The sequence below is a fragment of the Nocardioides sp. Root151 genome (genome assembly GCF_001427925.1).
In the GTDB taxonomy this organism is placed as follows: domain Bacteria; phylum Actinomycetota; class Actinomycetes; order Propionibacteriales; family Nocardioidaceae; genus Nocardioides.
The window spans coordinates 579,307-601,600 of sequence record NZ_LMGG01000004.1 but is presented as its reverse complement, the minus strand read 5'-3'; the positions used below and the strand labels follow the sequence as shown (position 1 = coordinate 601,600).

At 69.5% G+C, this 22,294-nt stretch carries 24 protein-coding genes; 3 read left to right on the top strand and 21 right to left on the bottom strand.

Features of this window, described 5'->3' with window-relative positions; all coding sequences use genetic code 11:
- Window positions 1–39: 39 nt before the first annotated feature.
- Window positions 40–438 (bottom strand): transcription antitermination factor NusB, encoded by a 399-nt coding sequence (gene nusB / locus ASD66_RS11400; protein WP_056677500.1) that lies wholly within the window; start codon window positions 436–438, stop codon window positions 40–42.
- Window positions 435–998, bottom strand: a complete 564-nt coding sequence (gene efp, locus ASD66_RS11395) for an elongation factor P (RefSeq protein ID WP_056677498.1) — start codon at window positions 996–998, stop codon at window positions 435–437. Before efp ends, nusB begins: the two co-directional genes overlap by 4 nt.
- Window positions 999–1,251: 253 nt before the next feature.
- On the opposite strand from efp, the gene ASD66_RS11390 reads away from it, so the two are divergent.
- Window positions 1,252–2,757 carry an amino acid permease gene (locus tag ASD66_RS11390; RefSeq protein ID WP_082599451.1) on the top strand — a complete coding sequence of 502 codons (1,506 nt, stop codon included), beginning with the start codon at window positions 1,252–1,254 and terminating at the stop codon, window positions 2,755–2,757.
- A gap of 21 nt (window positions 2,758–2,778) precedes the next feature.
- Here ASD66_RS11390 and ASD66_RS11385 read toward each other — a convergent pair whose 3' ends face one another.
- From ASD66_RS11385 to ASD66_RS11350, 8 genes are all read right to left on the bottom strand, one after another.
- Window positions 2,779–3,564, bottom strand: a complete 786-nt coding sequence (locus tag ASD66_RS11385; protein WP_056677495.1) for an SIMPL domain-containing protein — start codon at window positions 3,562–3,564, stop codon at window positions 2,779–2,781.
- Window positions 3,565–3,632: 68 nt separating this feature from the next.
- Entirely contained in the window at window positions 3,633–4,064 is a 432-nt protein-coding gene (locus tag ASD66_RS11380; RefSeq protein ID WP_056677492.1) for a type II 3-dehydroquinate dehydratase, read from the bottom strand.
- Window positions 4,061–5,164, bottom strand: coding sequence for a 3-dehydroquinate synthase (aroB, locus tag ASD66_RS11375; protein ID WP_056890990.1), 1,104 nt, complete (start codon window positions 5,162–5,164; stop codon window positions 4,061–4,063). The genes ASD66_RS11380 and aroB overlap by 4 nt, the downstream gene beginning before the upstream one ends.
- Window positions 5,161–5,709 (bottom strand): shikimate kinase, encoded by a 549-nt coding sequence (locus ASD66_RS11370; RefSeq protein WP_414858574.1) that lies wholly within the window; start codon window positions 5,707–5,709, stop codon window positions 5,161–5,163. The genes aroB and ASD66_RS11370 overlap by 4 nt, the downstream gene beginning before the upstream one ends.
- A complete protein-coding gene (gene aroC, locus ASD66_RS11365; RefSeq protein ID WP_200950000.1) occupies window positions 5,706–6,884 on the bottom strand; it encodes a chorismate synthase in 1,179 nt (392 codons plus the stop codon). The genes ASD66_RS11370 and aroC overlap by 4 nt, the downstream gene beginning before the upstream one ends.
- 34 nt (window positions 6,885–6,918) lie before the next feature.
- Window positions 6,919–7,689 (bottom strand): prepilin peptidase, encoded by a 771-nt coding sequence (locus ASD66_RS11360; protein WP_056890989.1) that lies wholly within the window; start codon window positions 7,687–7,689, stop codon window positions 6,919–6,921.
- 69 nt (window positions 7,690–7,758) lie between these two features.
- A complete protein-coding gene (locus tag ASD66_RS11355; protein ID WP_056891443.1) occupies window positions 7,759–8,364 on the bottom strand; it encodes a hypothetical protein in 606 nt (201 codons plus the stop codon).
- A 36-nt stretch (window positions 8,365–8,400) separates the two neighbouring features.
- Entirely contained in the window at window positions 8,401–9,807 is a 1,407-nt protein-coding gene (locus ASD66_RS11350; protein ID WP_082599450.1) for an HNH endonuclease, read from the bottom strand.
- Here ASD66_RS11350 and ASD66_RS11345 point away from each other — a divergent pair, their 5' ends adjacent.
- Together ASD66_RS11345 and ASD66_RS11340 are read left to right on the top strand one after the other, a co-directional pair.
- A complete protein-coding gene (locus ASD66_RS11345) occupies window positions 9,808–10,053 on the top strand; it encodes a hypothetical protein (protein ID WP_056890988.1) in 246 nt (81 codons plus the stop codon).
- Between the two features lie 65 nt (window positions 10,054–10,118).
- Window positions 10,119–11,132: a MerR family transcriptional regulator gene (locus ASD66_RS11340; RefSeq protein WP_162254265.1), complete on the top strand. Its 1,014-nt coding sequence runs from the start codon at window positions 10,119–10,121 to the stop codon at window positions 11,130–11,132.
- Between the two features lie 26 nt (window positions 11,133–11,158).
- Here the strand turns inward: ASD66_RS11340 and ASD66_RS11335 are convergent, their stop codons facing one another.
- From ASD66_RS11335 to ASD66_RS11285, 11 genes are all read right to left on the bottom strand, one after another.
- Window positions 11,159–11,458, bottom strand: coding sequence for a hypothetical protein (locus ASD66_RS11335; RefSeq protein ID WP_056890986.1), 300 nt, complete (start codon window positions 11,456–11,458; stop codon window positions 11,159–11,161).
- Window positions 11,459–11,539: 81 nt separating this feature from the next.
- Complete coding sequence (locus tag ASD66_RS11330; protein WP_056890985.1) at window positions 11,540–12,352, bottom strand: shikimate dehydrogenase; 813 nt, start codon at window positions 12,350–12,352, stop codon at window positions 11,540–11,542.
- Complete coding sequence (mltG, locus tag ASD66_RS11325; RefSeq protein WP_235530054.1) at window positions 12,352–13,578, bottom strand: endolytic transglycosylase MltG; 1,227 nt, start codon at window positions 13,576–13,578, stop codon at window positions 12,352–12,354. The genes ASD66_RS11330 and mltG overlap by 1 nt, the downstream gene beginning before the upstream one ends.
- A complete protein-coding gene (gene ruvX, locus ASD66_RS11320; protein ID WP_056890984.1) occupies window positions 13,575–14,054 on the bottom strand; it encodes a Holliday junction resolvase RuvX in 480 nt (159 codons plus the stop codon). Before ruvX ends, mltG begins: the two co-directional genes overlap by 4 nt.
- Window positions 14,054–16,729 carry an alanine--tRNA ligase gene (gene alaS, locus ASD66_RS11315; protein WP_056890983.1) on the bottom strand — a complete coding sequence of 892 codons (2,676 nt, stop codon included), beginning with the start codon at window positions 16,727–16,729 and terminating at the stop codon, window positions 14,054–14,056. Before alaS ends, ruvX begins: the two co-directional genes overlap by 1 nt.
- The gene (locus ASD66_RS11310) at window positions 16,729–17,040 is read right to left on the bottom strand and encodes a DUF6167 family protein (RefSeq protein ID WP_056677464.1); all 312 of its coding nucleotides are present in this window, start codon (window positions 17,038–17,040) and stop codon (window positions 16,729–16,731) included. Before ASD66_RS11310 ends, alaS begins: the two co-directional genes overlap by 1 nt.
- A 13-nt stretch (window positions 17,041–17,053) precedes the next feature.
- A complete protein-coding gene (locus ASD66_RS11305; protein WP_056677461.1) occupies window positions 17,054–17,551 on the bottom strand; it encodes a hypothetical protein in 498 nt (165 codons plus the stop codon).
- Between the two features lie 11 nt (window positions 17,552–17,562).
- Window positions 17,563–18,954, bottom strand: coding sequence for a replication-associated recombination protein A (locus ASD66_RS11300; protein ID WP_056677458.1), 1,392 nt, complete (start codon window positions 18,952–18,954; stop codon window positions 17,563–17,565).
- Between the two features lie 24 nt (window positions 18,955–18,978).
- On the bottom strand, window positions 18,979–20,220 hold the full coding sequence (locus ASD66_RS11295; protein ID WP_082563549.1) for a dipeptide ABC transporter ATP-binding protein: 1,242 nt from the start codon (window positions 20,218–20,220) through the stop codon (window positions 18,979–18,981).
- Window positions 20,217–21,284, bottom strand: a complete 1,068-nt coding sequence (locus tag ASD66_RS11290; protein ID WP_056677454.1) for an ABC transporter ATP-binding protein — start codon at window positions 21,282–21,284, stop codon at window positions 20,217–20,219. The genes ASD66_RS11295 and ASD66_RS11290 overlap by 4 nt, the downstream gene beginning before the upstream one ends.
- A complete protein-coding gene (locus tag ASD66_RS11285; RefSeq protein ID WP_056677452.1) occupies window positions 21,281–22,288 on the bottom strand; it encodes an ABC transporter permease in 1,008 nt (335 codons plus the stop codon). The genes ASD66_RS11290 and ASD66_RS11285 overlap by 4 nt, the downstream gene beginning before the upstream one ends.
- Window positions 22,289–22,294: the final 6 nt, after the last annotated feature.

The following is a 22,294-nucleotide window of genomic DNA, read 5'->3' as shown; positions in this document are numbered from 1 at the left end:
GAAGGCCCGGTGAGAGCCTTCACATCTTCGCGCTCCGGGTCAGGCCTTGGTGCGCTGGATGGTGCCGAGGATTCCGTTGACGTAGCCGGGCGACTCGTCGGTGGAGAGGTCACGCACGAGATTGACCGCCTCGGAGACCGCCACGGCGTCGGGGACGTCGTCGGCGTACAGCAGCTCCCACGTGCCGATGCGCAGGACGTTGCGGTCGACCGCCGGCATCCGGTCGAGGGTCCAGCCCTCGGCCGCACCCGAGAGCAGCGCGTCGATCTCTTCCTGGTGCTCGACCACGCCGCGCACCAGCGTGGCGGTGTAGTCGTTCGTCGGTCCCTCGCCGTCGGCGATCGACCGGTCGAGTGCGATCACGGGACCCTCGTTGCGCAGTTCGCTGGCGAACAGGACGTCGAGGGCGCGCTTGCGGGCCTTGGTGCGGGCGCTCAAGACTTGACGCGACCGAGGTACGACGAGTCGCGGGTGTCGACCTTGACCTTCTCGCCCGAGCTGATGAACAGCGGGACCTGGATCTCGTGGCCGGTCTCGAGGGTGGCCGGCTTGGTGCCACCGGTGGAACGGTCGCCCTGGAGGCCGGGGTCGGTCTGGCTGATCAGCAGCTCGACCGAGGCGGGCAGCTCGACGAAGAGCACGCGGCCCTCGTTGGTCGCCACGATGGCTTCCTGGTTCTCGAGCATGAAGTTCGCGGCGTCACCGACGATCTCGGGGGTCACCTCGAGCTGGTCGTAGGTGGAGGTGTCCATGAAGACGTAGGACGTGCCGTCGTTGTAGAGGTACTGCATGGTGCGCTTGTCGACGTTGGCGGTCTCGACCTTGGTGCCGGCGTTGAAGGTCTTGTCGACGTTCTTGCCCGACTCGACGTTCTTGAGCTTGGTGCGCACGAAGGCCGGGCCCTTGCCGGGCTTGACGTGCTGGAACTCGACGACGGTCCAGAGCTGGCCCTCGAGCTTGAGAACCATGCCGTTCTTCAGGTCGTTCGTTGTTGCCATGCGCGCGTGAGCCTCTTCGAGTCGGGGGTGTCGGAGTCGCCCGCGCCGGAGGCCAGCGGGCAGCAGCCGCCAATTCTATACGTCCCACGGCCCGTAGCCGCCAATCTCGTCGTCCTCCCGGGACCAGACCTCCGGTTCCACGTCCGTGATCCCACCGGCACCGGGACCTGACAAATCGGACCGCCGAGGGATAGCGTGCGCTCCTTGAGGCACTTTGTCCGCACAGCGGACACCCCCGAACCATGAGGTGAGTATGACTCGGCATACGTCCCCGGGCCGCAGGCTGCCCGCTGAGGTCGCGATCCATCGCGTCGACGCCGGCCGGCATCGTCTCCCCCGGGTCTTCGGCACCGCTCACCTGGTGATGCTCGGCCTCGGTGTGATGATCGGCGCCGGCATCTTCGGCCTGGCCGGCCAGCAGGCCGCGACCGCGGCCGGACCGGCGGTGATCATCTCGTTCGGCATCGCCTCGCTGGTCTGCCTGCTCGCGGCGTTCAGCTACGCCGAGCTCTCCTCGACCATCCCGGCAGCCGGCAGCGTCTACACCTTCAGCTACGTCGCCATCGGTGAGGTCTGGGCGTGGCTGGTGGGCTGGGCCCTGGTCCTGGAGCTCGTGGTCGCTGCGGCGTTGGTCGGTCGCTTCTGGGCGACGTACTTCGTGGCCACGCTGGACGGGTTCGGTCTCGAGATCCCCGCCTGGCTGGGTGAGCACGCCTCGGCCGACACCGGCACCAACTGGGTGGCGTTCGTCGCGGTCGCCGTGATCGGCCTGCTGGTGGTCACCGGCACCAAGCTCTCCGCCCGGGTGCTGACCTGGGTCGTGGCCGCCAAGCTCGCGGTGATCGGCTTCGTGATCGCGGTCGGCGCGGCGTACGTCACTCCCGGCAACTACACCCCGTTCGTCCCCCAGGGCCGCGAGGCCGAGGCCACCGACGGGCCACGCACCGTGTTGCAGATGCTGGTCGGTTCCACCGAGCAGTTCGGCGCGGTCGGCGTGTTCAGTGCCGCCGGCGTGATCGTGTTCGCCTACATCGGCTTCGACCTGATCGCGACTGCCGCCGAGGACGCGCACGAGCCGCGGCGCAGCATCCCCCGCAGCATGATGATCTCGCTGGCGATCGTCACCCTGCTCTACGTGGCGATGGCTGTCGTCCTGGTCGGGCTGCGACCCTCGGCCGAGCTCGGCTCGCCGGCGCCCGTCTCCGATGCTCTCGAGGCGGTCGGTGTGGGATGGGCCGCCCAGGTGGTCAACCTCGGTGCCCTGCTTGCGCTGACCACCGTGATCATGGTGGTGCTGATCGCCCAGAGCCGAGTGCTGTTCGCGATGGGCCGCGACGGCCTGCTCCCGCCGTCACTCGGCCGGGTCAGCCCGACCTTCCTGGCCCCCAGCACCGCTGCCCTGGTCGCCGGCTCGATCGCCGCCGTGCTCGCGCTGTGGCCGGGGCTCTTCCAGCTCGAGCAGCTGCTGGTGATCGGCGCCCTCTTCTCGTTCCTGTTCTGCGCCCTGGCGGTGATCGTGCTGCGGCGCACGCAGCCCGACCTCGAGCGTGGGTTCCGGGTGCCGATGATGCCCCTGCTGCCGGTGCTGTCCGCGACCGCCACCGGCTGGCTGATGCTCAACCTGACCGGCGAGACCTGGCGCAACTTCGCGATCTGGATGGCCGGCGGCCTGGTGCTGTACGTCGCGTACGGCCGCCGGCACAGCCACCTGGCCTCCACCCACGAGCCCCGGACCCTCCAGGGCTCCCACCGGCGCTGACCCGGCGTCCGGGTCGAGGCGTCAACCGAGCTGCCACACCACCTGCACCCGCACCGCCAGCTCGTCCTCGCCGGCCCGGATCGGCACCTTCGCGGCCAGGTCGCTGGCGGCCATCCGGTAGGACTGCATGTCCAGCAGCTCGGTGCTCGGGGTGCTGGTGGACACCTCCTTGAGGGTCACCACGTCGCCGAGGTCCTGTCCGGCCGCGTCGGCGTACTCCTCCGCCTTCGCGGTGGCCTGCTCGACGGCGGCCTTGCGGGCCTCGGCCAGCACGGCCTCCCGGTCGGAGACCTCGAGGTCGATGTTGCTGACCCGCACACGGTTGCCGCCGGCATCGACGGCCGCGGTGATCGCCTTGCCGCCCTCCTTCAGCTCCGGCACCCGGATCCGCGCCTTCTGGTTGACCCGGTAGCCCTTGAACACCGGGCTCCCGTAGCTCGGGTAGTCGTACTCCCGGTTCATCGAGAGGCCGGTGGTCTGCATGTCCTTCGCGGTCACGCCGTGTTCCTCGAGCCGGCCGAGCACCGCCTTCATCGTGGTGCTCGCCTCGGCCAGCGCCGTCTCCAGGTCGGGGTCGAGGTGGCTCACCGAGACCGTGAACGAGATCTGGTCGGGCACGGCGGTCGCCGTGCCCGTGCCGACCATGGTCATCTGTCGTTGCGTCGCCGCGCCGTCACCCTCGTCGGCGCGCGCGGTCGTCCCCGGCGAGTCGCCGGCCCCGCCGAGCAGGTACGCCGTCACCAGTGCGAGCAGCACCAGGCCTGCAAGCAGGATCCCCTTGACGCTCAGCGTCACTGACTTGTCCATCGTGCTCTCCTCGTCCTCCGCGGCCGGACGGCCGAACCTTGGACGAGCAGCGCTCGGGAACGGTTCCCTCAGCTCGGCGCGAGCAGCTCGAGGGCTTCGCGGTAGCCGTCGATCCCACGGCCGGCGATGACCCGCACCGCATGGGGCGTCACGACGGAGGTGTGGCGGAACTCCTCCGGGCGCTGCGACGGGTCGGAGATGTGCACCTCGACCAGCGGCGCGGTCAGCTGCGCACAGGCGTCGAAGAGCGCCCACGAGTAGTGCGTCCAAGCGGCCGCGTTGAGCACCACCGGCGTCGCCTCGTCGGCCGCGGTGTTGAGCCAGTCGAGCAGCTCGCCCTCGTGGTTGGTCTGGCGCACCTCGACGTCCAGCCCCAGCTCGGTGCCCCACTGCACGCACAGGTCCGACAGCTCGGCGTACGTCGTGTGGCCGTAGATCTCGGGCTGGCGCTTGCCGAGCCGGCCCAGGTTGGGCCCGTTGAGCACGAGGACCCGGGTCACTGCGCACCTCCGGTCATCACGTCGTACGCCGCGCGCAGGTCGGCCTCCGACGGACCGGCGAGGACGCGCGGTTTCGCAAGCTCGTCGAGCACGACGAACCGGAGCTGCGAGCCGCGCGACTTCTTGTCGACCTTCATCGCATCGTGCAGCTCGTCGAACCCGGCGCCGGACCACGAGGTCGGCAGGCCGACCAGACCGAACGCAGCGGCGTGGCGGTCGGCGAGATCGTCGGCGAGCACACCCGCGCGACGCGCCAGCTCGGCGACGTAGACGCAGCCGATGGCCACTGCCTCGCCGTGCCGGATCTCGTAGTCGGTGGCCCGCTCGATGGCGTGCGCCATGGTGTGGCCGTAGTTGAGCGCCTCGCGACCGGGGTGCCCCTCGACGCCGCCGGTCTCCTTGAGGTCGGCGACCACCACGTCGATCTTCACCTGGATGGCGCGGGTGATCAGCTCACGCAGCACCGGCGATGCCGGGTCCTGGGCCGCAGCCGGGTCGTCCTCGACGAGGCGCAGGATCTCGGGGTCGGCGATGAAGCCGCACTTGATGACCTCACCGAGGCCGGCCCGCAGCTCCTGGGCAGGCAGGGTGGCCAGGAGCGACAGGTCGCAGAGCACTCCCGCGGGCTCGTGGAAGGCGCCGACCAGGTTCTTCCCGGCGCCGGTGTTGATGCCGGTCTTGCCACCGACCGCGGCGTCGACCATGCCGAGCAGCGTGGTCGGCACGTGCACGACCTTGACGCCGCGCAACCAGCTGGCGGCCACGAAGCCACCCAGGTCGGTGGTCGCGCCACCTCCCACCGTGACCACGACGTCGGAGCGGGTGAAGCCGCGCTCCCCCAGTGCCTCCCAGCAGTCGTTGGCGACCGAGGCGGTCTTGGCGTTCTCGCCGTCGGGCAGGCCGAGCGCGAGCACGTCGTACTCCTCGACCAGCGCGCGCAGCACCGGCTCGGCCAGCTCACCGAGCTCACCGGGGAAGAGGAGCGCCACCCGCTCGACACCCTCGCCGATCAGGCCGGGCAGGCGGTCGATGAGGTCGTGCCCGATGACGACGTCGTACGGCGAAGCACCGCCGACGTGCAGGACGGTGGGTTCACTCATGACTGTTCCTCGATTCGGGTGACGATCTCGTCCGCGATCTCGTCGGGGGTGCGTCCGTCTGTGTCGACGGCGAAGGTCGCGGCGGCCTCGTAGACCGGTGTGCGCTCGTCGAGCAGGGCCTTGATCCGGCTGCGCACGTTGCCGAGCAGCAACGGTCGCGACGTGCCGAGCCCGACCCGCTTGACGGCGTCGGCCAGTCCGACGCGCAGGAAGACGACGGTGTGTCCGGCCAGCGCCGCGCGGGTCTGCTCGTCGACGACGGCGCCTCCGCCCAGTGCGAGGACACCGTCGTGCTCCTCGAGCGCCCGCTTCACGGCAGCGCGTTCGAGCGCGCGGAAGTGCGCCTCTCCCGACTCCACGAAGATGTCCGAGATGGCCCGGCCCTCGGCGACCTCGACGTCGTGGTCGGTGTCGCGTGACGACACGCCCCAGTGCCGGGCCAGTCGGCCGGCCACCGTGGTCTTGCCCGACCCCATCGGGCCGATCAGGACGACGCGCGGTCGGTGATCGGCTTGCGGTCGGTGATCGAGCTTGTCGAGATTCACTTGAAGGCGATGGCGTCGAGGTAGGACGCACAGTTGCGCGCGGTTTCGGCGACCGAGTCGCCGCCGAACTTCTCGATCACGGCGTCGGCCACGACCAGCGCGACCATGGCCTCGGCGACGATGCCGGCGGCCGGCACGGCACAGACGTCGGAGCGCTGGTGGTGGGCCACCGCCTCTTCGCCGGTGGCAACGTCGATGGTCTTGAGGGCCCGCGGCACCGTGGCGATCGGCTTCATCGCCGCCCGGACCCGCAGGATCTCACCGGTGGTCATGCCGCCCTCGGTGCCACCGGAACGACCCGACGTACGCCGGATGCCCTCGGGTGACGGCACGATCTCGTCGTGGGCCTGCGAGCCGGGAACGGCGGCCAGGCCGAAGCCGTCGCCGACCTCGACTCCCTTGATCGCCTGGATCCCCATCAGGGCACCGGCCAGGCGCGAGTCGAGGCGACGGTCCCAGTGCACGTGCGAGCCGAGGCCCGGCGGAAGTCCGTGGACGACCACCTCGACGACGCCGCCGAGGGTGTCGCCGTCCTTGTGGGCCTGGTCGATCGCCGCAACCATCTGCTTGCTGGCATCGGGGTCGAGGCAGCGCACCTCGTCCGCGTCGAGCCGTTCGACGTCCTCAGGGCTGGGCACGCTGCCGTAGGGCGCGGCCACTCCCCCGAGCTCGACGACGTGGGAGACGATGCGCGCACCCATGGTCTGCTCGATGAAGTTGCTGGCCACCCGACCGAGCGCCACCCGGGCGGCGGTCTCGCGGGCGGAGGCGCGCTCGAGGATCGGGCGGGCCTCGTCGAAGCCGTACTTCTGCATGCCGGCCAGGTCGGCATGGCCGGGACGCGGCCGGGTGAGCGGCGCGTTGCGGGCCAGGCTGTCCAAGATCTCGGGGTCGACCGGGTCGGCCGACATGACCTGCTCCCACTTGGGCCACTCGGTGTTGCCGACCTGGATCGCGACCGGTCCGCCCTGGGTCTTGCCGTGCCGGACGCCGCCGATGATGGTGACCTGGTCCTGCTCGAACTTCATGCGGGCGCCGCGGCCGTAGCCGAGTCGGCGCCGGGCCAACGCGTCGGCGATGTCGGTCGAGGTCACCTCCACATGGGCAGGGAGGCCTTCGAGGATCGCGACAAGGGACGGGCCGTGGGATTCGCCCGCAGTGAGCCAACGCAGCATGGGTGCAGTCTTTCACGCGCCCCGCGCGCGCTCGTCAGCCCTGCCGGTCGGCGAGATAGCCGCCGATGTCGGCGCCCCACAGCACGCCGACCACCGCGCCCACCAACATGAACGGACCGAACGGGAAGGTGCGGTCGCTGGTGATCCGCAGCACTCGCAGCGGGATCCAGCCGACCACGCCGATCACGAACCCGGCGTAGGTGCCGACGGCGAACTCCGCCCAGCCGAGGTAGGCCAGCGCCATGCCGAGGATGCCGGACAGGCGTACGTCGCCGTAGCCCATGCCGGGCGTGAACCGCCACAGGAACCAGTAGACGAAGCCGGCGACGAGCCAGCCGATCGCGGCACGGATCAACGCGTCGGCGTCACCCTGGGCGAGGGCACAGACCAGCAGCAGCACGACGGTCAGCAGGTAGGTGGGTCCGACGATCAGCTTCGGCAGCAGGCGGGTCCGCAGGTCGACCCACGCCAGCGCGACGCCGATCGGCACCAGCGGCACGAGGTAGAGCAGCGGCCAGTCCCACCCGATTCGTGCGCCGATGAGACCGGCGACGAGCGCGGACCAGCCCGCAGTCCACGTCGCCATGTGTGGTGCAGCAGCCAGGTCGGCGTACAACGGCTTGGGTTCCTCGGGCTCGGCCGTGGTCTCCCCGCCCGCGTCGTCGTGCGCCTCGTCGTCGCCTTCTTCCTCGGCGAACGGGACGGGTTCGGGCAGCCTCGCCACGACGCGTGGAACGAACCATCCGGTGATCGCTCCGAGGACGACACAGACGATCACCGTGTCGAGATGTGCTGCCCAGTCCATGGCTGGTCACCCTACGGCCTGCGCCGACCTGTCGTGAGTTCTGTTTGACCTTCGTGGTCGACGAGGCGGTCACTCGGCCAAAAGATCGATGTGCAACCAGGAGAAGGCCTGGAGATCCGAGCCCTCGAGCGAATCGGGACCGCCAATGCTCGTGCCCGGGACGAACTCAACGGAGGTGCCCGAGTCGCTTGCCGCGCGAAGCGAGCAAAGAGCCGCTTCCGGAACGCCGTGGCGATAGGTCTGCGACCACGACCCTTCGGCGCGATGGTTCTCATGGACCAGGACGGAGCTCAGCGCCGACACGGTCGACATTCCGCGTCGCGGGAGGCCGTCGGGCAACAGGGGTCCGTCGAGGCCGTCGAAGAACCGGAGGTCCTTGGTAGCCATCACCGGCTTGCGGACAACGGCGCCGACGGAGTCCACCCGGGTGTCGGTCCCGCGGCCGTCATCGGACACGCGCACCCTCCCGTCGTCATGGAACGTGACCACCGCATGTCCCACTCGTCCGATGGACTCGGCTTCGTCATTCGCGTAGGCGAGCACTTCCAGGATCATGTGGCGTCGGCCGCCGGCGCCGTAGCGATCCGTGTGATCCCGGACCTCAGCAAGGTGAGCGAGGTCGAGATCCCTTGACCAGTCGTGGGTGGTCATGGTCCAGCTCTTGCGCTCGCTCACAGACCCGACTGTAGGCGCAGCCACCATCAGTGACGATCAGGCGGCTTCCACGTCGATGAGCTCGTACTCGGCGAGGAGATCGGTGGGGTCTTCCGGTTCCGGTACGGCGAGAAGGCGTCTCGGCTCAAGTTCGGCCCAGCCGGGCAGTGGTGGTGCGGTGGAGACGTAGGTGTGCCCGGTCGGTGTGGTGGTGGTGACTTGATGTCGCCCGTGGGGTGAGTGGTGGCCAGACGCTGTCCAGCCGGGTGCTTGTTTGGCGTAGTTGCAGCCCTCGCACAGTCCTTGGAGGTCTTCCTCGACCGTTTCACCGCCATTGGCGATGCCGGTGGCGTGGTCGATGTGGCGGATGGGTGCGTCGCAGTACAGGGTGCGGCAGATGCCGCCGTCCCGGGTCCGGATGAGGCGCGCGAGTCCGTGGGGGACGATCCGGGCACGCGAGTCCATCGCCGTGAGGCCGCCGTGGGGTGAGGCGTACACCTTCCGCAACCAGGTCTGGATTTCGTGTTCGAGGGCGGTGGCGACCAGCTCACGGGCCAGGTCGGCGGGGATGGTGCCGTGCCCGTCGAGGTGCGCCGGGTCGTGACTGGTGCCGAGGAGGGTCTGGTCGGAGACCACCAGGTTGATCATCACCGGCACCGCCGGGGCCTGGGCCTTGCCGGTGACGCGTTCGACGAGGGTGTCGGCCATGATCTGCGCCCGGGTGCGTTCGTCGCCACCGGCGATCAACGTGTCGGCGGCCTTCTTCAACGCGGCGTACACCTGTACGCCTTGCCCGACCGGGAGGTGCCCGGTGAGGTAGGTCATCGTGTCCGGTGCCGGACGGATGGTGACCCGGCGGTCCTTCTCCGCCTTCGCCCGCCGGTGGGCCACCGAGGCGGGGTCGAGCTTCGCGGCCATTTTGCGGGCCTGGTCACCGACCTGCTTCTCCGACAACTTCGCGACGGCCTCGGGGTCGCCGGCGATCTCCTTGTCCACCTTCGCGCGGTCGTCGACCTCCAGGCAGGCGGTCTCCTTGGCCAGCAGCGTGGCGGCCCATTCGGTGATCTGTCCGGCCCGGAACGCCGCCCGGGTGTGCGGCAACTCCTTGCGCAGGAGCTTGGCGAGGCCGAGGTGACGCTTCCCGCGGTAGGGCGACTCCCGGCGGGCGAGGGCGAGTTGTTCGGGAATGCCGCGACCCTGGCGGCGCTTCCCGACCCCGGAGGCGGCGGCCTTGGCACGCATCGACTCGTCGAAGTCGACCGAGAGCTCGGCCTGGGCGGCGGCGATGGCCGACTTGAGGGTTTCCAGTGCGCCGATCACGTCGATGCGGGCGTCGTCGTCGCCCACCGCCTCCGAGACGTTCAGCAAGGCTTCTGTCCAGGCGGTCACTGTCGAGGCGTCCAGCACCACTCCAGGGGCCGCGGTGGGCTCCTGGGGCGAGGTGACTTCGGATGCTTCGAACATGTGTTCGAGTCTATCGAGTTTCGTCAACCCTGGCAAGGGATTCTCGACATCTGTGGACAAGAAATCAGGCCGTCGGGAACCGGCTATCGCGGGCCGCTGGGCACCCACAGCACGACGCCTGACCAGCGGACGACGGCGTGGTTCGCCGCGCTCCCCCTCGCCCTTGACGGCATCCGGATCGACCACTACCTGCGCCAGTTCATGCAGCACGGCATCCGGCAGGGCCATCACGAAGCCGACTCTTGACCTTGCCCCAACGGGAAGGCCCAACCTCTGTTTCACCGGTGACCGACACCGGGAGGATGGTGACCATGACGCTCATGACGATCGGCGACTTCGCCCGCGCTGCGGGACTGACGCCCAAGGCGTTGAGGCTGTACGACGACCTCGGCCTGCTGTGTCCGGCCGAGGTGGACCCGCACTCGGGGTACCGCAGGTACGCCCCGGCGCAGCTCGAGCGGGCCCGGCTGGTGGCGACGCTCAGGATCCTGGGGATGCCACTGTCGCGGATCAAGAACGTCGTCAACGGTTCGAACGCTGCGGCGGCTCGGGAGATCGAGGCGTACTGGCGCCAGATCGAGGCCGACACCGCGACTCGGCGCGGCATCGTCACCACCCTCGTCCATCAGTTGAGGAACGAGGCACACGAAATGACCACAGCCACCAGGACCTTGCACGCCGAACACGGCTCCAGTCACCGCCAGGGGCGACGCGATGCGCAGCAGGACGCGCTCCTCGTCACCACCGGCCTGATCGCCGTCGCCGACGGCTTCGGTGACCGCGACGACGTGGCCGCGGCCGCCCTGGCCGCCTTTGCGGAGAGCGGGCTCGTCGGGGCGATCTCCGAGATCGCCCCGGACGTCAGCGCAGCCCTGCCTGAGCTGCCGGCCTCCGGTACGACGCTCACCGCCGTCGCGTTCACGGGTGGGAGCGCGCAGGTCACGCACATCGGCGATGGCCGGGTCTGGCTCGTGCGCGATGGGGAGGTCCGGCAGGTCACCCACGACCACACGGTCGTGGCGGCGCTGATCGAGGCCGGTGAGCTGACCGCGGACGAGGCCCGCGCACACGAGCACCGCAACCTGCTCAACCGGGCGTTGGCGCCCGGTGTGGTGGCCGACGAGATCGTGCTCGACCTTCACGAGGGCGACCGGCTCGTGCTGACCACTGACGGGGTCCACTCCCACATCGACGATCTCGGCCGCCTGCTCACGCTCGACGGAACCCCGCAGGAGGTGGCCGACGCAGTCGCGACGGCCGTCGCCGAGGCAGGCGAGCCCGACAACCACACGATCGTCGTGGTCGACCTGGGCCGTGCAGCCTGAGGTCTGGGCCACCAAGCGTGCAGTGGTCAGACCGGATCGGTGAACGAGATCGGCTTGCCGGTGGCCCGGGCATAGGCGATCTCCCTGCTCGTGGACTCGCCGACATACCCGCCCGGGTTGACGACCAGAACCCGGTCAGCCAGGTCGATCTTGCGCAGGTGAAGGGCATCCAGCGCGGTCTTCTGCTCGTGGGTGACCAACTCGTCAGCCTCACCTGGCGCGACGACGATGACACCGGCGAAGGTCAGGTCACGGTTTGCCGCACGCATCTCTTCCGCGAACCGGATGGAACCGCAGATGCAGACGATCTCAGGTCGGTCGGTCACGGCTCACTCCCTCGGTCGAACGGTGGCGGCGCTGCTGGACGGACGTCCGGGTTGGCACCCGGCCTCCTCCGGCAACACGACCTAGTCTGACTGCTCCAGTGCCGCGAGCCCTGCCGTGCGCATGACCTCCACCGCCACCGACTGCCCGGTGAACATCTCGAACTGCAGGGCTGCCTGGTGCACGAGCAGGTCGAGCCCGCCGACCAGCGGCCGGTCGGCGGCCGCACTCGCCAGCGGAGTCGGCCACGGGTCGTACAACGCCTCGAAGACGACGGGCACACCGTCGCAACGGCGCACCAGGTCGACGGTCTGGGCCCCGGCCGGGATGGTCGAGGCGACCACGTCACCCGTGACTGCCGCGGTGGCGAGGTCCCCCATCTCCACCTGCGGGGACGAGGGCAGCGAGCTCAGCACCTCGAGGGTCTCGGCGGCACGGTCCGCGGAGCGCACCAGCACGTCGATGTGGGTGGCACCCAGCTCGACCAGCGCCATGCCCAGCGAGGTGGCCGTGGCTCCCCCGCCCAGGATCGTCGCGCGCGACACCGCTCCGGCGTACTGCTCGCGGAGTGCGGCGATCGCCCCGGGGATGTCGGTGTTGTGCGCGGACGCCCGCCCGTCGCGGAACACCAGTGTGTTGGCTGCGTGCGCCACCCGCACCCGGTCACTGACCTCGTCGGCCAGCGGCAGCACCGCGCGCTTGAGCGGCATGGTCAGCGACAGCCCGCGCCACGAATGGTCAAGCCCCGCGAGGAACTCCGGCAACGAGGCCTCGTCGACCCGGTGTGCGTCGTAGGACCAGTCGTCGAGGCCGCACGCGGCGTAGCCCGCCCGGTGCAGCACCGGCGAGAGCGAGTGCGCGATCGGGTCCCCGAGGACCCCACAACGCGGTCCCATCAACAGGCGTCCGAGGTCGTGCAGTATTCGCGGAACTCCGCCTTGTAGCGCAGGAACTCGTCGTACGTCGACGCGAACTTCGTCTCGCCGGTCTTGAGGTCGACCGTCACGTAGTAGTACCAGTCGCCCTCGGCCGGCTTTAGCGCCGCGCGGATCGCGTCGTCACCCGGAGCCTCGATCGGCCCCGGCGGCAGACCCGTCTGACGCCGCGTGTTGTACGGCGAGCCGGCGACCGAGTCGATGTCCTCGGTGGTGATTCCGACACCCAGGTTGCGCCCGAGTGCGTAGTTGACCGTGGCATCGATCTCGAGCCGCCCGATGGTGCCCGCGGTGCCGGGGTTCTCGAGACGGTTGTAGATGACCCGGGCGATCTTCGGCATGTCCTTGCCACGCCCCTCGGCCTCGACCAGCGCGGCGACCGTCATGATCTCGTGCGGCGTGTAGCCCAGGGCCTGGGCCGACTCCTCGAGGCCGGCGTCGTCCGCGGCCTGTCGCCAGCGGTCGACCATGGCGCGCAGCATCTCGACCGGCTTCGCCTTCGGGCCGAACTCGTAGGTGGCCGGGAAGAGGTAGCCCTCCGGGTTGCCCTTGGCGTACGCCGGCAGGCCGAGCGCCGCGGGCTTGGCCAGCGCCCGGTTGAACTGCCTCTTGTTGAAGTCAGTGTTCTTGCTCAGCAACGCGACGATGTCGACGACGCGTAGCCCCTCGGGGATCGTCACCCGGTTCTGGACCCGGTTCTTCGGGTCGATCAGGACGGTGAGGGCGTCGGACGCCTTCATCTTCTGCTTCAACGTGTAGGAGCCGGGCTGGATGCGAGCCGCCTCGTCGGCGCGTGCGCTGGCGGCCTTCGTGAAGGCCTCGACGGAGGCGACCACGTCGGCGTCCTTGAGGGTGCGCCCGATGTCGGTCGCGGTGTCTCCGCTCTCGACGATGATCGAGACCTCCCCGGTGCCAGGGCCCGAGTAGTCCTCACCCTCCCCGAACTGGTCCTTGACCCAGTCGATGCCCTTCACGCCGAGCAGGGCCAGGCCCGCGGCGATCAGGCCGACCACCACGAGCGCGATGAGACAGCCGAACGGGCCACGCCGCCGCTTGCCGCGCCGCGAGACCGGCGCCCGGCGTACGGGCTCCTCGTCATGCGCAGCCTCGTCGTCGGGGTCGTGCCGGAGCCCGAGCTGGTCGATCCCCTCGTGGGAGGGCTGATGCTCGCCTTGCTGCTCGGTCACTGCTGGTCCAACCCCTCTGTCGGTGGCACCGTGACCACTTCTCCCGGCGCGCTCCCCCGAGCACGCTCCGCGTCCAGCGCGTGCTGGAGGATCACGACTGCGGCGGCCTGGTCGACCACCGCTCTTCTCTTGGCGCCCTTCTTCCCGCGTTCCCGAAGCATCGACTCCGCGGTGACGGTCGTCAAGCGTTCATCAAAGAGCCTCACTGGCATCGGGGCAACCAGCCGCGCCAGTTGGCCGGCGAATTCCCGGGCCTTGGCCGCGGCCGGCCCCTCGGCACCCGAGAGCGAACGGGGCAGACCGACGATGATCTCGAACGCGTTCTCCTCGTCGACGATCTGGCACAACCGGGCGAGGTCGCCCTCGCCACGCTGCACCGTCTCGACGGGTGTCGCCAGGAAGCCGCTGGGGTCGCTGCGGGCCACACCGATCCGGGCGTCTCCGGGGTCGAGGCCGAGGCGTACGCCGTTGCGCATCACGCCTGGCCGACGGCCCGGTGCACCTCGGACTCGACCAGGGCCAGTGCCTCGTCGATCCGGGTGGCGTCGGTGCCGCCGCCCTGCGCGACGTCGTCCTTGCCACCTCCCTTGCCACCGAGCAACGGACCGATCGCACGGATCAGCGCGTTGGCACTCAGCCCCCGCGCGCGGCCCTCGTCGTTGACGGCGGCGACCGCGGCCACCTTGCCGTCGGCGGCGCCGATGACCACCACCGCACCGGGCTGGCCCTGCGGCAGGCGGCCGCGGATGTCGAGCGCCAGGGTGCGTACGTCGCCACCGCCGGCACCGTCGGCGCGGTGCGCCACGAGGTGCACGCCGTCGACGACCGTGGCCCCGGCGGCGAGCTCTCCCGCGGCAGCCAGCAGCTGGCCGACCCGGACCTTCTCGATCTCCTTCTCCGCGGTGCGCAGGCGCTCGACGAGGTCTCCGACGCGCCCGACCAGGTCGTCGGGCTGGGTCTTGAGCAGCCCGGTCAGCTGCGCCACCACGTCGCGCTCGCGCGCGAGGTAGGCGAAGCCCTCGACGCCGGTCAGCGCCTCGATGCGCCGGTTGCCGGAGCCGACCGATGCCTCACCGGTCAGCACGATCGTGCCGATCTGCGACGAGTGGTCGACGTGCGTGCCACCGCAGAGCTCGCGCGACCAGGGGCCGCCGATCTCGACGACCCGCACCTTGGTGTTGTCGTAGGTCTCGCCGAAGAGCGCGATGGCGCCCCAGTCCTTGGCCTCCGGCAGGGTCATGTAGTCCCAGCCGACGGCGAGGTCGGCACGCAACGCGTTGTTCGCGACCTGCTCGAGGTCGGCGTACTGCTCGGGAGTCAGGGCCTGGGTCCAGCCGAAGTCGAGGCGCAGGTAGCCGGGCCGGTTGTAGGAACCGGACTGCAGCGCCGTGGGGCCGAGCACCTCACGCAGCGCCGCGTGCACCACGTGGGTGCCCGAGTGCGCCTGCCGGGCACCGAGCCGCCAGTCGGGGTCGACCTGCGCATGCAGCTGCGAGCCGGGGTGGAACTCACCGTCGATGACCCGCACCTGGTGCACCACCAGGCCACGCACGGGACGCTGGACGTCGACGACCTCGAGCCGTCCACCGTCGAACTCGATGATGCCGGCGTCGGCGGCCTGGCCACCGGACTCGGCGTAGAACGGCGTGCGGTCGAGCACGATCTCGCCGATCTCGCCGTTGCCCAGTGCGGGGACGGGCTGTCCTTCCCGGAGCACGGCCAGAGCGGACGACTCGGTCTCGAGGGTCTCGTAGGCCAGCCACTCGGTCGGACCGTTGGCGTCGAGGATGCCGCGGTAGACCCCGGTGTCGGCGTGCTGCCCCTTCTTGGAGCGCGCGTCGGCCTTGGCCCGCTCGCGCTGCTCGGTCATCAGCTTGCGGAACCCGTCGTGGTCGACGGTGAGCCCGGCTTCGGACGCCATCTCGAGGGTGAGGTCGATCGGGAAGCCGTAGGTGTCGTGCAGCGCGAACGCCTGGTCACCCGACAGCTTCGAGCCGCCGGACTTCTTCACGTCGGTCGCGGCCAGGTCGAAGATCTGCGTGCCGGACTGGAGCGTCTTGCGGAACGCCTCCTCCTCGGCGTACGCGACCCGCGAGATGCGCTCCCAGTCGGAGATCAGCTCGGTGTAGGTCTCGCCCATCTTGTCGCGGCTGATCGGCATCAGCTCGGGCAGCGCCGGGTCCTCGTAGCCGAGCAGGCGCACCGAGCGGACCGCGCGACGCAGCAGGCGACGCAGCACGTAGCCGCGGGCCTCGTTGCCGGGCGTCACGCCGTCACCGATCAGCATCATCGAGCTGCGCACGTGGTCGGCGACCACCCGGAAGCGCACGTCGTCCTCGTGGTTGGCGCCGTACTTCTTGCCGGTCAGCTCCATCGCCCGCTCGATGACCGGGAACATCACGTCGATCTCGTACATGTTCTCGACGCCCTGGGTCATGAACGCGACCCGCTCGAGGCCCATGCCGGTGTCGATGTTCTTCTTCGGCAGCGGGCCGGCGATGTCGAAGTCCTCCTTGCTGCGGACCGCGCTCAGCTCGTCCTGCATGAAGACCAGGTTCCAGAACTCGAGGTAGCGGTCCTCGGCGGAGAAGTCGCCGTCCGCGCCGTACGCCGGACCGCGGTCGATCAGGATCTCCGAGCACGGGCCACCGGGGCCGGGCACGCCCATCGACCAGTAGTTCTCGGACTTGCCGAGCCGCGCGATGCGGTCGTCGGGCAGGCCGGTGATCTTCTTCCAGAGCGCGACCGCCTCGGCGTCGTCGACGTACACGCTCGGGTAGAGCTTGTCCTCGGGGAAGCCCCAGCCGCCCTCGGACTGCGGCTTGGTGACCAGCTCCCAGGCGAGCTCGATGGCCCGCTCCTTGAAGTAGTCGCCGAACGAGAAGTTGCCGCACATCTCGAAGAACGTGCCGTGGCGGGTGGTCTTGCCGACGTCTTCGATGTCGGGCGTGCGCACGCACTTCTGCACGCTGGTGGCCGTCGCGTACGGCGGCGTCTCCTGGCCCAGGAAGTAGGGCTTGAACGGCACCATGCCTGCGGGGACGAAGAGCAGGTTCGGGTCGTCGGCCAGGAGCGAGGCCGACGGCACGGCCGTGTGCCCGGCGTTCTCGAAGTGGGTCAAGAACCGCCGTCGGATCTCCGCGGTGTCCATCAGTTCGTGCCTTCCTGGTTCGTGCCCGAGCGTTCGTGGTGAGTGAGGCTAGGTGGTTCGGTGGCCGCGCTGGGCCCGGCGCCGAGGGCCGGGGTTCCATCAGGGACCAGTCCGAGTCGCTCGCGCAACTCGGTTTCCTTGTCGTGACGCCCCTGCGCCACCTCGTCGCGGAACATGCGGACACCCACCGCGAGGCTGCTGGCCCGGTCGCGCAGGCCGTCGACGGTGAAGGACTCGCGCAGTCGGCGGGCCCGGTTCATCGCGTAGACCGTCGCCCCGGCACCGGCCGCGAACCACAGCGTGCGGCTCATCCGAGCCTCCTGGTCATGCTGCGCCTTCTTGCGAGCGTTGCCGGGCCGCCATCTCCCGGCGTACGTCGCGGATGTCGATGCGGCGCTGCTTGCGGGAGCGCTTGATCTCCTGCTTCATCTGGAAGCGGATCCGGTTGCGGGACTCGGGGGCCAGGGCGCGGCGTACGCCATGGGTGAGTGCGGCCGCCTTGACCACCGACTCGCGCAGGACGAGGTCGGCGAAGAGCCGGCCCTCGATGCGCTGGGGTTCGGGAGCGGGTTCGTCAGAGGCTGTGGGGTCGCCGAGGGCGGTGATCACGAACTCGTCGGGGGCGTGACGGGGCTGCACCGAACGGGCCAGCGCGTCGACGCGCTCACGCAACTGGGCGGCCTCGGCTCGTGTGGCCTCGAGCTCGGCGCGGGCGCCGACCCGCTCGCGGCGCAAGGCGAGGACGGCTAGCGCCAGGCAGGCCAGCAGCACGAGCACGACCGCGCCCAGCACGACGGGCAGAAGGAGGTCGGCACTGGTCATGGTGCCCGACCCTATCGCGCACCACGGATCAGCTTGCGCACACGTTCCCAGCGCTCCTTGATCGTCGCTTCGGCACCCAGGCTGGTGGGTCGGTAGTAGGCCGCGTCGCCGATCTCGTCGGGCGCGTACTGCTGCTCGGCGATCCCGAACGGCTCGTCGTGGGAGTACTTGTACGGCTGTGGGGCGCCGCGGCCATGGCCGATCTTCTCGGAGCCGGCGTAGTGGCCGTCGCGCAGGTGCGGTGGCACCTGGCCGATCTTGCCCGCGCGTACGTCGGCACTGGCCGCGTCGATCGCCTTGATCACCGCGTTCGACTTCGGCGCGACGGCCAGGGCGATCACCGCCTGGGCGAGGTTGAGGCGCGCCTCGGGCATGCCGATCAGCTGCACCGCCTGGGCGGCCGCCACGGCGGTGGTCAACGCCGTCGGATCGGCGAGGCCGATGTCCTCGCTGGCCAGGATCACCAACCTGCGGGCGATGAACCGCGGGTCCTCGCCGGCCTCCATCATGCGGGCCAGGTAGTGCAGTGCGGCGTCCGCGTCGGAGCCACGGATCGACTTGATGAACGCCGAGATGACGTCGTAGTGCTGGTCGCCCTGCCGGTCGTAGCGGACCGCGGCCTGGTCGACCGCGGTCTCCGCGGCGGCCAGGTCGACCGTCGTCGAGCCCTTCGCCTCGGCGGCTCCGGCCGCGGCCTCGAGGTAGGTCAGGGAACGGCGGGCGTCTCCCCCGGCCAACCGGACCAGGTGCTCCAGGGCGTCGTCGTCGACCGTGACCTCACCCGCGAGTCCACGCTCGTCGACCAGGGCCTGCCGCATGACCTCGCGCACGTCGTCGTCGGTCAACGACTCGAGCCGCAGCAGGAGCGAACGGGAGAGCAGCGGCGAGATCACCGAGAAGAAGGGGTTCTCGGTGGTCGCGGCGACCAGGGTCACCCAACGGTTCTCGACGCCCGGGAGCAGGGCGTCCTGCTGGGCCTTGGTGAAACGGTGAACCTCGTCGACGAAGAGGACGGTCTCGCGGCCGCTGCGCACGAGGTCGGAGCGGGCCATGTCGATGGCCGCCCGCACCTCCTTGACGCCGGCGGCCACCGCCGAGACCTCCACGAACTGCCGGTCGGTCTGCTGGGAGAGGATCGAGGCGATCGTCGTCTTGCCGGTGCCGGGCGGTCCCCACAGCAGCAGGGACATCGACCGGTCACCCTCGATCAGCTGCCGCAGCGGCGAACCCTCGGCCCGCAGCTGCTGCTGCCCGACCAGCTCGTCGAGCGTGCGCGGGCGCATGCGCACGGCAAGGGGCGCTGACGCGTGCGTGTTGCCGGTCAGCGATCCCTTGCCCTGTGCACCTGCGCCGGCCCTGGCCGGCGTACCGGCGGGAGCATCGACCTCGAACAGACCATCCACACCCGCCACCCTACGTTCGCGGGGTCACGGCTTGACGGTGCGGCGTTCCTTGAGGTCGAACCACACGTCGGAGAAGCCGGGCTCGTTGCCGATGTCGGAGGGACTGGCACCGGGGTCGGGGCTGCCTTCGTTGTCGACGCCGAGCATGCGCGCGGTCACCGGGTCGTGCGGGTGGTTGCCCAGCTCGCCGGCGAAGTGGCAGGCCACCTTGTGCCGCGGACCGACCTGCAGCATCGGCGGCTCGACCTTCGCGCAGATCTCACGGGCCAACGGGCAGCGGGTGCGGAACCGGCAACCCGAGGGCGGGTTGATCGGGCTGGGCACGTCACCCTCGAGCATGATGCGCTCGCGGCGACCACCGATGGCCGCCTGCTTCACGTCGGGCACGGCGGAGAGCAGGGCCTGCGTGTAGGGGTGGTGCGAGCGCGAGTAGAGCGTGTCACGGTCGGCGATCTCCACGATCTTGCCGAGGTACATCACCGCCACCTCGGGACAGAAGTGGCGTACGACGGCCAGGTCGTGGGCGATGAACAGGAACGCGATGTCGAATTCCTTCTGCAGGTCCTGCAGGAGGTTGATCACCTGTGCCTGGATCGACACGTCGAGCGCGGAGACCGGCTCGTCGGCCACCATCAGCTTCGGCTGCAGGGCCAGCGCCCGGGCGATGCCGACACGCTGGCGCTGGCCACCGGAGAACTCGTTGGGGTAGCGGTTGTAGTGCTCGGGGTTGAGGCCCACGACCTCGAGGAGCTCCTGGACCCGGGAGAGGATCTTCTTCTTCGGCACCACGTTGTGCACCGCGAGCGGTGAGCCGATGATCGAGCCGACCGTGTGCCGCGGGTTCAGCGACGTGTAGGGGTCCTGGAAGATCATCTGGATGTCCTTGCGCAGCGGCTTCATCTGCCGGTTGGACATCTGCGCCAGGTCGTGGCCCTCGAACATCATCGTGCCACCGGTCGGCTTGTAGAGCCGGGTGATCAGCTGGCCGGTCGTCGACTTGCCGCAGCCCGACTCACCCACCAGGCCGAGGGATCCGCCCTTGGGCACCTGGAACGACACACCGTCGACGGCCTGCACGTGCCCGACCGTGCGCCGCATCAGCGAGCTGCGGATCGGGAAGTACATCCGCACGTTGTCCATCGTCAGCACAGGCTCGGCGGTCGGGTCGAGCGTGGCGGCCGCGTGGGCGTGTCCGACGATGCTCTCGAAGGACACGGTGCCCGCCGGGCTTTGCGTGAGGTCGTCGGCCGGCAGCTCGGGCGTCATCGGTTCTCCTCAGCGAGGTGGATGGCGAGGTCGGGGGCCACTTCGGGAAGGACCTCGGTGGCGTAGATGGTCTCCGAGTCGACCAGGTGGCACCGCTTCAGGTGACCCTGGCGGGCACCCACGGTCAGCTCGGGCAGGGTCGTCGCGCACAGGTCACCGGGCACCTTGGAGCTGTGCACGCAACGCGGGTGGAACGCGCATCCGGGCGGCGGGTCGAGCAGGCTCGGCGGGTTGCCGGGGATCGGGATCATGCGGGCGTTGGGGTCACCGGTCACGTCAGGGACGCTGGAGAGCAGGCCCCACGTGTAGGGCATCTCCGGGTGGGTCAGGATCTCCTTGCACGCGCCGTACTCGACACAGCGGCCGCCGTACATCACGAGCACGTCGTCGGCCATCTCGGCGACGACACCGAGGTCGTGGGTGATGATCACGATCGCGGAGTTGAACTCCCTCTGGAGGTCCTGGAGCAGGTCGAGGATCTGCGCCTGCACCGTGACGTCGAGAGCCGTGGTGGGCTCGTCCGCGATCAGCAGCGAGGGGTCGTTGATCAGGCCCATCGCGATCATGGCGCGCTGCCTCATGCCACCGGAGAACTGGTGGGGGTAGTCGTCGACGCGACGGTCCGGCTGCGGGATGCCGACGCGCTCGAGCATCTCGATCGAGCGCTTGCGGGCCTCCTTCTTGCTGGCCTTGGGGTGGTGCACCTGGTAGGCCTCACCGAGCTGCGCGCCGATCTTGTAGAACGGGTGCAGTGCGGCCAGCGCGTCCTGGAAGATCATCGCGACGCTGTTGCCACGCAGGCTCCGCATCTTGTCCTCGGCCAGGCCGACCACCTCGGTGCCGCCGACCTTGATCGAGCCCTCGATGCGTGCGGCCTTGGGGTCGTGCAGGCCCAGCACAGCCATGCTGGAGACCGACTTGCCCGAACCCGACTCCCCCACGATGCCGAGGGTCTTGCCCAGTTCGACGCTGTAGGTCAGTCCGTTGACTGCCTGCACGAGTCCGTCGCTGGTCGGGAACCGGACACTCAGGTCGGTCACCTCCAGGTACGGGTCGCCGCTCATGAAAGCCTCACTCTCGGGTCAAGCACGCTATAGACGATGTCGACGATGATGTTGGCCATGACCACGGCCACGGCGAGGACCAGTGCCGTCGCCTGCACGACGGGAAGGTCCTTGATGTAGGTCGCCTCGAGGCCCCACTTGCCGATGCCGTCGAGGTCGAAGATCTGCTCGGTGAAGACGGTGCCCGACAGGAGGAAGGCCACGTCGAGGCCGAAGATGGTCACCACCGGCACCAGCGCGGAGCGCAGGGCATGTCGGATGACCACGACGCGGTCCTTGAGCCCCTTGGCCTTCGCGGTGCGGACGTAGTCCTCGTTGAGCACTTCGACCATCGACCCGCGCGAATATCGGGTGTAGGCGGTGGCGCCGTAGAGGCCCATCACCAGCCACACGAGCAGGAATCCTGAGAACCACTTGAACGGGTTGTCGAGGAACGGGTGGTAGGCGACGGTCGGGAACACGTGCGTACTCAAGGTCAGCAGCAGCATGCTCAGCAGCGCGACCAGGTAGTACGGGATGGAGCTGAAGACGAGGGTGGAAGAGACCAGCGCCTTGTCGGCGAAGCTGCCTCTTCGTCTGGCGGCCAGCACGCCGATGGGCACGCCGATCATCAGATAGAGCAAGGAGGCCCCGACGGCCAGGCTCAGGGTGATCGGGAATCTCTCCTTGAGCTGGTCGGTGACCAGGGTCCGGTCGCGGTAGGAGAGGCCCAGGCACGGCGCCTCGCACTTGTAGCCGGTCGAACCGATGTAGATGGTGCGGTCCTGGACGAGTCCCTTGGCCCACTTGCCGTACTCGGAGTAGACGGGGTTGTTGTAGCCCAGCCGCTCTTCGTACTGCTCGAGCCGTGGGGAGGTCTCACCACATCGACCGTGGGTGTCGCGACGGCACAGCTCCAGGGCAGGGCTCTTCGGACCGTAGAAGAACAGCAGGAACACCATCATCGAGACAAGAACCACGATCATCGCTCCAGACAGGAGACGCTTGACCAGGAACGAGAACATGCGGGG

Coding starts and splice junctions, on each gene's coding strand:
- efp (WP_056677498.1), bottom strand. CDS start 998: ATGGCAACAACGAACGACCTGAAGAACGGCATGGTTCTCAAGCTCGAG.
- aroC (WP_200950000.1), bottom strand. CDS start 6,884: ATGCTGCGTTGGCTCACTGCGGGCGAATCCCACGGCCCGTCCCTTGTC.
- ASD66_RS11390 (WP_082599451.1), top strand. CDS start 1,252: ATGACTCGGCATACGTCCCCGGGCCGCAGGCTGCCCGCTGAGGTCGCG.
- ASD66_RS11290 (WP_056677454.1), bottom strand. CDS start 21,284: ATGAGCGGCGACCCGTACCTGGAGGTGACCGACCTGAGTGTCCGGTTC.
- ruvX (WP_056890984.1), bottom strand. CDS start 14,054: ATGCGCAACGGCGTACGCCTCGGCCTCGACCCCGGAGACGCCCGGATC.
- ASD66_RS11305 (WP_056677461.1), bottom strand. CDS start 17,551: ATGACCAGTGCCGACCTCCTTCTGCCCGTCGTGCTGGGCGCGGTCGTG.
- ASD66_RS11310 (WP_056677464.1), bottom strand. CDS start 17,040: ATGAGCCGCACGCTGTGGTTCGCGGCCGGTGCCGGGGCGACGGTCTAC.
- ASD66_RS11295 (WP_082563549.1), bottom strand. CDS start 20,220: ATGACGCCCGAGCTGCCGGCCGACGACCTCACGCAAAGCCCGGCGGGC.
- ASD66_RS11360 (WP_056890989.1), bottom strand. CDS start 7,689: ATGGACTGGGCAGCACATCTCGACACGGTGATCGTCTGTGTCGTCCTC.
- ASD66_RS11340 (WP_162254265.1), top strand. CDS start 10,119: ATGACGCTCATGACGATCGGCGACTTCGCCCGCGCTGCGGGACTGACG.
- ASD66_RS11350 (WP_082599450.1), bottom strand. CDS start 9,807: ATGTTCGAAGCATCCGAAGTCACCTCGCCCCAGGAGCCCACCGCGGCC.
- ASD66_RS11385 (WP_056677495.1), bottom strand. CDS start 3,564: ATGGACAAGTCAGTGACGCTGAGCGTCAAGGGGATCCTGCTTGCAGGC.
- ASD66_RS11330 (WP_056890985.1), bottom strand. CDS start 12,352: ATGGGACCGCGTTGTGGGGTCCTCGGGGACCCGATCGCGCACTCGCTC.
- alaS (WP_056890983.1), bottom strand. CDS start 16,729: ATGGACACCGCGGAGATCCGACGGCGGTTCTTGACCCACTTCGAGAAC.
- aroB (WP_056890990.1), bottom strand. CDS start 5,164: ATGAGTGAACCCACCGTCCTGCACGTCGGCGGTGCTTCGCCGTACGAC.
- ASD66_RS11285 (WP_056677452.1), bottom strand. CDS start 22,288: ATGTTCTCGTTCCTGGTCAAGCGTCTCCTGTCTGGAGCGATGATCGTG.